Source organism: Kribbella sp. NPDC051587 (assembly GCF_044453945.1).
Classification (GTDB): domain Bacteria; phylum Actinomycetota; class Actinomycetes; order Propionibacteriales; family Kribbellaceae; genus Kribbella.
Genome location: NZ_JBITDE010000005.1, coordinates 117744 through 129384 on the forward strand (window position 1 = coordinate 117744; position 11641 = coordinate 129384).

Sequence of the window (11641 nt, forward strand, 5' to 3'; positions counted from 1 at the left end):
GCGACTTCGTGCGTCTCAGCGAGGATGGAGCAGGTGTCGAACAGGAACCGGCCGCTGGTGATCGCAGTCGCCGCAGTGGCCGTCATCGCGGTAGCGGGCGGCGGACTGCTGGCTGCCGCGCGCGGTCCGCAGAGCCAGTCCGGCGCCGCCGCAGCGCCTCTCACCCAGGCTCCGACGAGCACTGCGCTGCCGGTCACCCAGCGGATCGATCCGGCCAAGCTCACGGCGGGGCAGGCTCCGCAGGTCGCCTACGTGCGCGGCCGGACGGTCATGGGTGGCATCGGCAAGCCGATCACGGTTCCCGGCACCCGGTCCATCGACGGCGTGGTGCGGCTCTGGGACGAGACGCTGACGCTGCAGGTCGACACCACTCCCAAGGGCACGCTGGTGGTGCAGGACTCCCAGGGCAAGGTGCTGCGGGAGGAGGCCGGCATCGACTCGCTGGTCGGCAGCGCCGACGGCGATGCCGTCGCGTACGGCGACGGTGACCTCTTCGCGGCCGTCCGACAGGGCGGAACGGTGTACTACGGGAAGCCGGGCGGGTACGGCGATCGGCTGGCGCAGCCGAAGTCGTACAACCTCCAGGTGCTCTCGGTCTCCGACAAGACCGTCTTCTTCAGCAGCGCCACGACCCCGGGCGGTACGGCGCGCCTCTACCGCTGGAACGTCGGTACGAAGACCGCGACCGTGGTCCCGAAGCTGACCTCGCCGCTGGCCGTCTCCGCCGACGGTGTCCTCGGTGCGAGCCTGCCCGTCTTCACCGACAGCGGGGTCTGCTCGGCCCTGATCAACCTCGGCACCGGTCTGCAGCTCTGGAAGTCCTGCCAGTACCGCCTCGACAAGTTCAGCCCGGGCAACGCGTTCGTGATCGGCCTCCCACCGAACACCGGCGGCCCGGTCGGCGTCGAGCGGCTCGACGCCGTGAACCCCGAGACCGGCAAGCCGATCCGCACCTGGCTCACGTCCGTGATCAGCCGCCAACTCGCCGAGGACGACGACCACGTCCTGTTCCAGTGGTACGCGGAAGAAGACGTCCGCAGCAACTCGGCGATCGTTCGCTGCACGGTCAGCACCGGCGAGTGCGAGCTGGCCACTCCGCTGGCCAAAGAACCCCTGCTCCTCGGCTCGTAAGGGAGTCCACCGATGCCGAACAAGAACGGCCGCATGATCGCCGTGGTGGCCTCCGTCGCGGTAGCTGCCGTCGCCGTCGGCGCGGCCCTCGCCTACCGCCAAGGCCCCGAAGCCGGCGAGGCCCAAGCCGCAGCTCCCCTCACCGGCTCTCCCAGCCCCAGCTCCAGCCCCACGCCTACCCCCACGCCGTCAGCCACCCCCAGCACCCCGGCGGGTACCCCGTCAGCAGTCACCGAGACCACAGTGAACGTCAGCAAGCTCGCCGAGGGCCGTGCACCCCAGGTGCCGTACCTGATCGGCCGAGAGGTCCGCAGTGGCGCGCAGAGCCTGGGGACGATCCCGGGCAAGGGGTCGGTGATCAGAGTCGGCCAGCTCCAGGGCGCCGTACTGGCTGTCACCTTGTACGAGCCCGACGGCGACGGCACCGAGCTTATGAAAGTCGAGTCCGGCAAGCTGATCCGTCGTACGCCGGATGTGTCGTCCCTGGTCACGACGTCCGACACCAGAGCCGCTGCCTACGCCGCCGCCCGGCTCAGCAGCCTGGGTGTGACCACCAAGGGCGCCACGGTCTACGCGGAGAACGCCGACTCGGTGCAGTCGCTCAAACTCCCGAACAGCTGGGAAGTGCAGGTCCTCGCCTACACCGACGGCAAGGTCTACTACCGCGCGAGTGACGCAGAGACCGGCCCCTGGAAGCTCTACTCCTGGGTCCCGGGAGACGCGAAGGGACAGCTGATCAAAGCGGTCACCTCGCCGACCGCCGTCTCCACCAACGGCCGCACGGCAGCAGCCCAACCGGTCCGGAACGACGACGGGACCTGCTCGAACGTCGTACAGGTCCCCAGTGGCACGCAGCTCTTCCGCACCTGCGACTTCCAGATCCGCGGCTTCACCCCGAACGGCGCCACCGCCTACGGCGACGAGCACAACGCCGAGGGATTCTGCTCCGGCGTCGCAGCAGCTGTCGAGGCAAGCTCCGGCGAGGTCCTCCACCAGTGGACGGGCTGCTTCCAGGAGATGGGCGCCGAAGACGACCAGCACGTCCTGGTCGTCGCCTATGCGAGTGCTGTCGGCCAGACCGAGAAGGTCAAGACCGCCATCATCCGTTGCACCATCACCACCGGCAGCTGCGAACGCGCCACCCCCATCGGCACCGACACCCCACTCGTCCTCGGCAGTTGAGGGGCACACTGGCGGTATGACTCGCCTTGCGGTGCTTGCTGATGTTCATGGGGTTCTGCCGGCGTTGGAGGCGGTGCTGGCGGAGAAGGACGTGCGGGCGGCTCACACGGTGGTGGTCGCGGGGGACGTGGTGAGTGGGCCGCAGCCTCGGGAGGTGTTCGAGCGGCTGAAGTCCATGGGTGACCGGGTGGTGTGGGTCCGGGGCAATGCGGACCGGGAGGCCGTGGCCATGGCGCGGGGGACGTTCGAAGGGGTAGCACCGGATGCGGTGAGTCCTTGGGCCGCTGGTGAGCTCACGGGTGCGCAGGTGGAGTGGCTGGACGCGCTGCCGACGACTGTGACGTTCGGAGACGTGCTGGTGTGTCATGCGACCCCTCGGGATGACGAGGAGGTCGTGCTGGTGGACAGCCCCGTCACCAGGTGGCTTGAGGTACTGAGCACCGTCCCTGACGACATCAGGACTGTTGTCTGCGGGCACACGCACATGCCGTTCATGCGGCAGGTGGACCGTCGTACCGTCGTGAACGCGGGGAGCGTGGGGATGCCGTACGGCGCTCCTGGCCCGAGCTGGGCGTTGATCACCCCTGAGGGGGTTCAGCTCCGGCGGTCGGCCCTGGACCGGGCCTCGGCGGCGGACCAGATCATGCACAACTCGACGTACCCCGGCCGGCAGGAGTGGGTGAACGAGTACCTGCTGAGCAACTACTCCGACACGGAGGCGCTGGAGGCGTTCAGACCGCGCGCTGCGGGCTGAGCGGTTACCGTCGGGGCATGTTCGCGCGGCGGCGGAAGCATTTCGGCACTCCGGCTGACAAGGCGACGTATGCGACTCTGCATACCGCCTCGTTGGCCAGTCCGCACCTGCGCGAAGGTCTGACCCCGGCCGCGGCCGGCAAAGCGAGCCGCCACCTCAGAGACCTCCTCGGTACGGCGGCCATCGCGATCTGCGACTCCTCCGGCGTACTGGCGTGGGACGGTGTCGGCGGACCGTACGAGAGCAACCACCGTCGTGACGCTCGCACGATCGCCGCACCCACCCTCCGCACCGGCCGGACCGCAGTGCTCGGCGTCCACGACGTCGCCTGTGGTGACCCGCAATGCCCGATCCGTACGGCGGCTGTCGCGCCGATCGTGATCGACGAGCGCGTGGTCGCCGTACTGGTTGCCTACAGCGAACGCACCTCCGCAGCTCTGGTCAGAGCGACTGAAGAGGTCGCGCGCTGGGTGTCCGGCCAGGTGGAGCTGGCGGAGCTCAACAAGGAACGCACGCGCGCCATGGAGGCTGAGCTGCGCGCACTGCGCGCTCAGATCAGCCCGCACTTCATCTACAACGCCTTGGCCGCCATAGCGTCGTTCGTCCGCACAGACCCTGAGCGAGCACGTGAGCTGCTCCTGGAGTTCGCGGACTTCTCTCGCTACGCACTACGCCGTGGCGGCGAGTTCACCACGCTGGCCGACGAACTGCGCAACGTGGAGCGCTACCTGGTTCTTGAGCAGGCCCGGTTCGGTGAGCGGCTGACGGTCTCGCTCCAGATCGCTCCTGAGGTGCTACCGGTCGTCGTACCGTTCCTGGTCGTCCAGCCGCTGGTGGAGAACGCCGTACGGCACGGTCTGGAAGGCACCACCGGCGTCGGCCGGATCACCATCCGCGCCCGGGACCAGATCAACGAGGCGGAGATCAGCGTCGAGGACGACGGCGCCGGCAGCGACCCCGAGGTCATCCGCGCGGTCCTGGCCGGTGAGTCCGCCAGCGACTCGATCGGCCTCGGCAACGTCGACGCGCGGCTCCGCCAAGTCTACGGAGATGCCTACGGACTCGTCGTGGAGACGCAGGTGGACGCCGGGACGAAGGTGACCTTCCGGATCCCCAAATACTCCTCAGGAGTGCATGCGTCACCCTAAGGTGACCTCATGGCGGAGACACCACTGCGCGCACTGGTCGCGGACGACGAGGAGCCGGCGCTCAACGAACTGGTGTACCTGCTGCGGCGCGACGACCGGATCGGGGAGATCCGGACCGCGAAGAACGGGCCGGAGGCGCTGAAGATCCTGCAGGCGGCCGACCTGGACGTGGTGTTCTGCGACATCAAGATGCCCGGTCTGGACGGCATCGACCTGGCCAAGGTGCTCTCGAAGTTCGCCAGCCGCCCGCAGATCGTCTTCGTCACCGCGTACGACGAACATGCGGTGCAGGCGTTCGAGCTCGAGGCGACCGACTACGTGATGAAGCCGGTTCGCGCCGAGCGGCTGGCCGAGGCGGTCCGCCGCGTGGTCACCGCCGGTACGCCGGGCCCACAGCAGCCAGCCGAGGACACAGGCGACGAGGTGATCCCGGTAGAGCTCGCTGGGGTGACGCGGTTCGTGCAGCGCTCGACAGTCCGGTACGTCGAGGCGCAGGGCGACTACGCCCGCCTACACACCGGTCAGAACTCACACCTGGTCCGCATCCCGCTCAGCACCCTGGAGGAGCGCTGGCGCGACGCGGGCTTCACGCGGATCCACCGCAGCACTCTCGTCGCTCTCGCGCATGTGGACGAGATGCGCGTCGACAGCGGTCGCTGCGCCGTACGGGTTGGTGACGACTGGCTTCCAGTCAGCCGGCGGCACACTCGCGAGCTCCGCGACCTCCTGGTCCGCTCGACCTCCTTACGCCCGTGAGCACCAACTCACCCCCGGGTCCCCGCCGCGTCCGGGTGACGAGCCCACGGACCAGCGCGGCCCGTCGGCCCACCACTCCGACCGGCACTAGGGAGATCGACGAGCAGACACGGCTCGGCGAGGTCTACATGAGCTCGCTGATCCAGTCCCAGCTCCGCCTCACGCTCGCGGTGATCGGCGGCACCGGTCTGATCCTCGGCAGCATCCCCTTGCTGTTCTGGCTGGTCCCACCGACCCGTACCTTCACCATCTTCGGACTCCCACTCCCCTGGGTGATCCTCGGCATCGTCGTCTACCCGGTCGTGTACTTCGCCGCCCGCATCTACGTCCGCAACGCCGAACGCATCGAGGCCGAGTTCACCGAGTTCGTCGGGCGGCAGTGATGTCGTCCGCGATGAGCCTCACGGGCATCGGATTGGTGATCGTGGCAACAATCGGGATCGGCCTGTTCGGCCTGCGGATCTCCCGGACCACCAGCGACTTCTACGTCGCCAGCCGCGCGATCACCCCACGCTGGAACGCGTCTGCGATCAGCGGCGAGTACCTGAGCGCCGCATCGTTCCTTGGCGTCGCCGGTCTGGTGCTGGTCAACGGCGCCGACATGCTGTGGTTCTCCGTCGGTTACACCGTCGGCTACCTGATGCTGCTCGTCCTGGTCGCCGCACCGCTCCGACGCTCCGGCGCCTACACACTGCCCGACTTCGCCGAGACCCGCTTCGAGTCGGCCATGGTGCGCCGCGTCTGCTCCGGACTCGTTGTCGGCATCGGAACGCTCTACCTGCTCCCTCAACTGCGCGGCGCCGGGCTGACGTTCCAGACCGTCACCGGAGCACCGCCGGACGTGGGCGCACTCGTCGTGGCCGTCATCGTGGTGATCAACGTGGCCGCAGGTGGCATGCGCTCGATCACCTTCGTGCAGGCCTTCCAGTACTGGCTCAAGCTCACCGCGCTGGCCGCACCGATCTTCATCATCCTGATCGCCTGGCGGTCCGGTAACCACCCGGTCGGGGTACTGCAGTCACTGCACGGTGCGGCCGCCGAGTGGGCTGAACCGCTCTCCCGCGCCAACGGTCGTGACCACCCGCTCTACGCGACCTATTCACTCTTGCTGGCCTTGTGTTTCGGCACCATGGGCCTCCCACACGTCCTGGTCCGCTTCTACACGAACCCAGACGGCCGCGCCGCCCGCCGTACGACGGTTGTCGTGCTGGCTCTGCTGGGCCTCTTCTACCTGTTCCCACCCGTCTACGCGATCCTCGGCCGCTCCTTCGCCCCCGACCTGGTCGCGGGCGCCGCAGACACCGTCGTACTGGAGCTGCCCAGCCGCGTCTTCCCCGGTACGGCGGGAGACCTGCTCGGAGCGCTTGTCGCAGCCGGCGCCTTCGCCGCGTTCCTGTCCACCTCCTCCGGCCTGACCGTTGCGATCGCCGGTGTGATCGACCAGGACCTCCTGCGCACGCGGCTGAACCGTCTGACCGGCGGCGATTACCTTGCTGTCAACAGCTTCCGCATCGCTGCGCTCCTGGCGATGTCCGTCCCGTACGTCGCTTTCCGCGTCACCGGCGCTCTGAGCCTGGCCGACACGGTAGGACTCGCCTTCGCGGTCGCCGCGTCGACCTTCTGTCCCATGCTCGTGCTCGGCATCTGGTGGCGGCGCATGTCGACCACTGGCGCTGCAGCCGGGCTGGTCGTCGGCGGGGTCGCAGCCAGCGCCGCTGCACTCATCAACGTGATCGGCGCACCGACCGGCGGTTGGCCGCGCGCACTGGTGGTGCAGCCGGCCGCCTGGACGATGCCGCTCGCCTTCCTGACCGTGATCATCGTGTCGAAGCTGACCCCCAACGCCATCCCGGCCGGTACCGCCCGCAGCATGGTCCGTCTGCACACCCCAGAGGCCGTGGACGTCGATCGGGCCCCGACCGCCCACCCGTAACCGCTCGTCGTCCCGGACCGACCGTTCGCCGCAGCAGCGTCCCCCGCCGGTCGCCCGGTGTGCTCCGCTGAGCGCTCGATGCGCGCGTGTGCTGTCCGCCAACCAGTGACGCGGACCACAGTACGGACCAGCACACCACGCCGGTCCGCCCGGCCATTCCCTGTCTGGAGGTCCCGCGCATGAGTGATATTCGCTCGGGTGATCCGGAGCTGACGACGTACCGAGATGTCCAGGTGTCACCGGACTTCTCCGAACTGCGCCGCCGGTTCCGCCGCTTCGTGTTCCCGATGACCGGACTGTTCCTGGTCTGGTACTTCGTCTACGTCCTGCTCGCCGACTACGCGCACGGCTTCATGTCGACCAAGGTCTTCGGCAACATCACCGTCGCGCTGCTGTTCGGGCTCGGCCAGTTCGTCACGACGTTCGCGATCACGATGATCTACGTCCGCTGGGCCGACCGCAGTGTCGACCCGGACGCCGCCCGCCTCCGTGACCAGATCGAAGGAGGCGTCGAGTGAGCGCCCCACTGCTGTTGCCGATGGCAACCGACATCGGCAATCCGACGGTCAACATCCTGATCTTCGCGGCCTTCGTGGTGGCCACGCTGGCGATCGTGCTGCGCGCGTCGCGCAACAACAAGACCGCGGCCGACTTCTACACCGGCGGCCGCTCGTTCACCGGCCCGCAGAACGGCATCGCGATCGCCGGTGACTACCTGTCCGCCGCGTCGTTCCTCGGCATCGCCGGTGCGATCGCACTGAACGGGTACGACGGCTTCCTGTACTCGATCGGCTTCCTGGTCGCCTGGCTGGTCGCGCTGCTGCTCGTCGCCGAGCTGCTCCGCAACACCGGCCGCTTCACGATGGCCGACGTCCTGTCGTTCCGCCTCAAGCAGCGCCCGGTCCGGATGGCCGCGGCCATCTCGACACTGGTCGTCTGCTTCTTCTACCTGCTGGCCCAGATGGCCGGTGCCGGCGGTCTGGTCGCGCTGCTGCTCGGCGTCGACGGCAAGACCGGTCAGAACATCGTGATCGCGGTCGTCGGCATCATCATGATCACCTACGTCCTGGTCGGTGGCATGAAGGGCACCACCTGGGTGCAGATCATCAAGGCCGCCCTGCTGGTCGTCGGCGCCGGTCTGATGACGATCTGGGTGCTCGCGAAGTACACCTTCAATCTGTCCAGCTTGCTCGGTGCGGCCGTGGACAAGAGCCCGGCGGCTGGCGAGAAGCTGCTGGGCCCGGGTCTTCAGTACGGCGTGACGGGGATCAGCAAGCTGGACTTCATCTCTCTGGCACTCGCCCTGGTGCTCGGTACGGCGGGCCTGCCGCACGTGCTGATGCGCTTCTACACGGTGCCGAACTCCAAGGAGGCCCGGCGCAGTGTCACCTGGGCGATCTGGATCATCGGCATCTTCTACCTGTTCACCCTGGTGCTCGGGTACGGCGCCGCCGCGATCGTCGGTCCGGACCGGATCAAGGCCGCACCCGGCAAGGCCAACTCGGCTGCTCCGCTGCTGGCCTTCGAGCTCGGTGGTGAACTGCTGCTCGGCATCATCTCGGCGGTCGCCTTCGCCACCATCCTGGCGGTCGTGGCCGGGCTGACCATCACCGCGAGTACGTCGTTCGCCCACGACATCTACGGCCAGGTGATCAAGAAGGGCCAGATCAGCGGCGACGGCGAGGTCAAGGTCGCCCGGATCACCGCGCTCGTGATCGGTGCGGTCGCGATCATCGGCGGCATCTTCGCCAACGGCCAGAACGTGGCCTTCCTGGTGGCGCTGGCGTTCGCGGTCGCGGCCAGTGCGAACCTGCCGACGATCCTCTACTCCCTGTTCTGGCGCCGGTTCAACACCCGCGGCGCACTGTGGAGCATCTACGGCGGTCTGGGTACCGCGATCATCCTGATCGCGTTCAGCCCGGTCGTCTCCGGCAAGGTGGACAAGAAGACCGGCGCGAGCCTGTCGATGATCACCGACACCGGCATCGACTTCCACTGGTTCCCGCTGGACAACCCCGGCATCGTCTCGATCCCACTGGCGTTCCTGCTCGGCTTCATCGGCACGATCACCAGCAAGGAGCCGGTCGACGTCGACAAGTTCGCCGAGATGGAGGTCCGCTCCCTCACCGGTGCGGGCGCCGAGAAGGCGGTCGAGCACTAACCCCTGAACCTGTCAGGTAGGTCCTGCGAACGTCGGCGGACCTGCCTGGCAGCCCCAAAGTTCCGCCTCCAGAAGGTCCCGGTGCTCCCCCTGAGCCGGGACCTTCTGCTGTCTCTAGAACTTCAGCGACGGCCACATCTCGAAGAAGGCCTTGGCCGACGCCTTGCCCCGCACCTCTTCCAACGCATGCAGGCGACCGAAGGTGAACGCATTTCCACCGTCAAGATGCACCTGTACGGCGAGCTCCCGGAGCAGCTCACGCGAGACGACCGAGTCCTGGAAGTCGCCGAGCACCTCCTGCACCTCTTCGGCGCGCGCAGCCAGCGCCTCGGCCGCTTCACCCAACACCGGTACGGCGGCCTCTCCGGCGTACCGGAGTCGTTTCGCGCCCTTGCGCACCTCGTGGAGCTCGTGGTCCTGCTCCTCGGTCGACTCGGCGGCCTGCGCGCGCCGGACGGCCTTGCGCATCCGGCGCCAGTCGTGGTCGAGCAGCTCGGGCAGCTGCTTGGCGGCCTTCCGGTTCACACCCGTCAGTGGCAGGTCGGCGATCAGCTCATCGAGCGTGTCCAGCAGGCGAAAGTAGCGCTCGCTCTCCAGCGCAGCCAGCGCCCCAGCACGGCCCTCCTTGTAGACCCCGCGCAGGTGGTCGTCGATCCGCCCCGCGACCCGACCCATCACCAGCTCAACAGGCTGTTCGGCCACCTCGGCGGCGAAGTGTTCGCGCTGCACCTCGGCGTCCCGGGCGACCCCGAGCTCACCGGCCAACCACTTCAGCTCGGCCCTGATCTCGTCTCCGACCTCACGGTCGATGACCGGCCGGTACGTCGCCAGCGCTGACCGCAGTCGCCGGGTCGCGACGCGGAACTTGTGAATCGAGTCCGGGACATCACGCCGTACCTCAGGATCGCGCTGACGAATCGCCTGCACCTGCGCGGCGGCGTACGCCCGGAACACGTCAGCCGTCCGCGGCTTGGCGGGAAGCTCCCAGCCGTCTCCAACGGGGACGCGGTCACCGAGCGCACGAGCCAGCTTGCTCGGCCCAGCTGCAGGCTCAGCACCTGCGGCCCGCAGGAGGTCGTCGGCGTCCTGAAGCAGTCGCTCGTCGCCGCCGACCAGCTCGACCTCCCACTCGCGCCAGGTATCCGGCTCACCGTTCCCGGTCGTCGCCGTGACGTGGTCGTCGGCCAGCTCAGCCAGTACGTCGCCCTTCGCGTCGAGCAGGCGGTGCACCACCCGGCGCGTCTGCAGCGTGACGACCGGCACCAGCGTGTTGTCGCGGACATGCACCCGAACCGTGCGGACCACGGCGATCGGCACGTTGCGCACCGACCGGCCGAGCGGGTGCTGCACCTCCAGCCGCGCACCGGACGACTTCGGGAACTTCACGTGCCAGCCGTCGTCCTCGCCGCCGGTACGCCGCCGCAGCGTCACCTTGTTCGCCGCCAGATCGAGCTCGGGGGTGTCGTAGTAGACCGCCTCGAGGTCGAGCTCGACCGGCTGCGCGACGCTCGCCACCCCGGGTAACTCGTGCAGGGCCGGCAGGTGGGTCGACTCGTCGACGTCGTACTTGGTCTCGATCTCCAGCTGCTCGGTCGGCATGCCTCTTGTTTACCAGCAGTTCATGAACTGGATCTCAGATCGGCGACAAGTCTTTCCAGATCGCGATCTGGCTTCCCGTTGCCGGAGACGGTACGCAGTTGCCGACGGTGGTTGCGCTGCAGGCCCCAGACCGTCAGCCCGACGATCGCGAGGAAGCCGATCATGTCCGGCCTACCGCTCGGAAGAACGTGTAGTGGAAGGTTCCGCCGGGTTCGGCCGTCCGCTCCAGGTCGCGGATTCCTTCGGCCCATTGCGTGGGTGTGAGGAGGCCGGCGGCGAGAGCTTTTTCACGCACGGACTCGACCATCGCGATGAACGTCTTCCGGGTGAACCCGTCGACCAGGTGCGGCAGGGTCTCGTCGGCGTACACGGTCCTGGGCTCGGCGCGGACGTCGTCGTACCCGGCTGCTTGGAGGAGCGGTTGGACGCGGCGGCCGATGAGCGAGTCGCCGCCGGCTTCGGCCTGCAGGTCGACCAGACACTCGATCACCGCCTGCGCGGCCGCACTCCGCGGGTGGAAGAACGCGGACTGGTGATCGCCCTCGATGACGGTGATCGTGCCGCCGGGTCGCAGCAGTCGTCGCAGGCTGGTCAGCGCGGCGACCGGATCGTCCAGGTGCTCGAGCACGAAGCAGACGAAGACATGGTCGAACTGCTCACCTTCGAGCTCCCGCAGATCAGCACAACGCCACTCGACCTGCGCGTCGGGCACTACAGCTGCGACGTGAGCCTTCGCCTGGGCGAGCGACTCCTCGGACAGGTCGATTGCGACCAGCTCTATGCCGGGGTGCCGGGTGAGCAGCTGGACTGTCTGGGCGCCGACTCCGCAGCCGGCTTCGAGCACCCGCGCCCCGGGCGGGTACTGGAGGCCGCCGTGCAGGAGCTCGGCCAGGGTCTGCGCCTGATCCGTCAGCCGGCGAGTCTCGGCCGCGGTATAGCCGTGCACGTAATCGGTTCTCATACCTCCAAGGTGCCGT

The 11641-nt window shown here is 68.2% G+C and carries 12 protein-coding genes; 9 read left to right on the forward strand and 3 right to left on the reverse strand.

The window, feature by feature from the left end; all coding sequences use genetic code 11:
* Positions 1–33: 33 nt before the first annotated feature.
* From ACIA49_RS19880 to ACIA49_RS19920, 9 genes are all read left to right on the forward strand, one after another.
* A complete protein-coding gene (locus ACIA49_RS19880; protein ID WP_396378667.1) occupies positions 34–1131 on the forward strand; it encodes a hypothetical protein in 1098 nt (365 codons plus the stop codon).
* Positions 1132–1143: 12 nt separating this feature from the next.
* The gene (locus ACIA49_RS19885; protein ID WP_396378668.1) at positions 1144–2313 is read left to right on the forward strand and encodes a hypothetical protein; all 1170 of its coding nucleotides are present in this window, start codon (positions 1144–1146) and stop codon (positions 2311–2313) included.
* 16 nt (positions 2314–2329) lie between these two features.
* Complete coding sequence (locus tag ACIA49_RS19890; RefSeq protein WP_396378669.1) at positions 2330–3067, forward strand: metallophosphoesterase family protein; 738 nt, start codon at positions 2330–2332, stop codon at positions 3065–3067.
* A gap of 17 nt (positions 3068–3084) precedes the next feature.
* A complete protein-coding gene (locus ACIA49_RS19895) occupies positions 3085–4215 on the forward strand; it encodes a histidine kinase (RefSeq protein ID WP_396378670.1) in 1131 nt (376 codons plus the stop codon).
* Positions 4216–4224: 9 nt separating this feature from the next.
* On the forward strand, positions 4225–4971 hold the full coding sequence (locus ACIA49_RS19900) for a LytR/AlgR family response regulator transcription factor (protein ID WP_396378671.1): 747 nt from the start codon (positions 4225–4227) through the stop codon (positions 4969–4971).
* The gene (locus tag ACIA49_RS19905; protein WP_396378672.1) at positions 4968–5354 is read left to right on the forward strand and encodes a hypothetical protein; all 387 of its coding nucleotides are present in this window, start codon (positions 4968–4970) and stop codon (positions 5352–5354) included. Before ACIA49_RS19900 ends, ACIA49_RS19905 begins: the two co-directional genes overlap by 4 nt.
* Positions 5355–5365: 11 nt before the next feature.
* Positions 5366–6904 (forward strand): cation acetate symporter, encoded by a 1539-nt coding sequence (locus ACIA49_RS19910; RefSeq protein ID WP_396378673.1) that lies wholly within the window; start codon positions 5366–5368, stop codon positions 6902–6904.
* A 179-nt stretch (positions 6905–7083) separates the two neighbouring features.
* Positions 7084–7422, forward strand: a complete 339-nt coding sequence (locus ACIA49_RS19915; protein ID WP_396378674.1) for a DUF485 domain-containing protein — start codon at positions 7084–7086, stop codon at positions 7420–7422.
* Positions 7423–7442: 20 nt separating this feature from the next.
* Complete coding sequence (locus ACIA49_RS19920; RefSeq protein ID WP_396379031.1) at positions 7443–9065, forward strand: cation acetate symporter; 1623 nt, start codon at positions 7443–7445, stop codon at positions 9063–9065.
* Positions 9066–9179: 114 nt separating this feature from the next.
* Here ACIA49_RS19920 and ACIA49_RS19925 read toward each other — a convergent pair whose 3' ends face one another.
* The 3 genes from ACIA49_RS19925 to ACIA49_RS19935 are packed head-to-tail and all read right to left on the reverse strand — an operon-like array spanning position 9180 to position 11625.
* Positions 9180–10664, reverse strand: coding sequence for a CHAD domain-containing protein (locus ACIA49_RS19925; protein ID WP_396378675.1), 1485 nt, complete (start codon positions 10662–10664; stop codon positions 9180–9182).
* Between the two features lie 20 nt (positions 10665–10684).
* Positions 10685–10828, reverse strand: a complete 144-nt coding sequence (locus ACIA49_RS19930; protein WP_396378676.1) for a hypothetical protein — start codon at positions 10826–10828, stop codon at positions 10685–10687.
* Positions 10825–11625, reverse strand: coding sequence for an L-histidine N(alpha)-methyltransferase (locus tag ACIA49_RS19935; protein ID WP_396378677.1), 801 nt, complete (start codon positions 11623–11625; stop codon positions 10825–10827). Before ACIA49_RS19935 ends, ACIA49_RS19930 begins: the two co-directional genes overlap by 4 nt.
* Between the last annotated feature and the right edge of the window lie 16 nt (positions 11626–11641).

Bases quoted from the DNA above. Each gene is read 5' to 3' on its own strand.
- ACIA49_RS19885 (WP_396378668.1), top strand. From the start codon at position 1,144: ATGCCGAACAAGAACGGCCGCATGATCGCCGTGGTGGCCTCCGTCGCG.
- ACIA49_RS19890 (WP_396378669.1), top strand. From the start codon at position 2,330: ATGACTCGCCTTGCGGTGCTTGCTGATGTTCATGGGGTTCTGCCGGCG.
- ACIA49_RS19895 (WP_396378670.1), top strand. From the start codon at position 3,085: ATGTTCGCGCGGCGGCGGAAGCATTTCGGCACTCCGGCTGACAAGGCG.
- ACIA49_RS19900 (WP_396378671.1), top strand. From the start codon at position 4,225: ATGGCGGAGACACCACTGCGCGCACTGGTCGCGGACGACGAGGAGCCG.
- ACIA49_RS19910 (WP_396378673.1), top strand. From the start codon at position 5,366: ATGAGCCTCACGGGCATCGGATTGGTGATCGTGGCAACAATCGGGATC.
- ACIA49_RS19915 (WP_396378674.1), top strand. From the start codon at position 7,084: ATGAGTGATATTCGCTCGGGTGATCCGGAGCTGACGACGTACCGAGAT.
- ACIA49_RS19920 (WP_396379031.1), top strand. From the start codon at position 7,443: ATGGCAACCGACATCGGCAATCCGACGGTCAACATCCTGATCTTCGCG.
- ACIA49_RS19925 (WP_396378675.1), bottom strand. From the start codon at position 10,664: ATGCCGACCGAGCAGCTGGAGATCGAGACCAAGTACGACGTCGACGAG.
- ACIA49_RS19930 (WP_396378676.1), bottom strand. From the start codon at position 10,828: ATGATCGGCTTCCTCGCGATCGTCGGGCTGACGGTCTGGGGCCTGCAG.
- ACIA49_RS19935 (WP_396378677.1), bottom strand. From the start codon at position 11,625: ATGAGAACCGATTACGTGCACGGCTATACCGCGGCCGAGACTCGCCGG.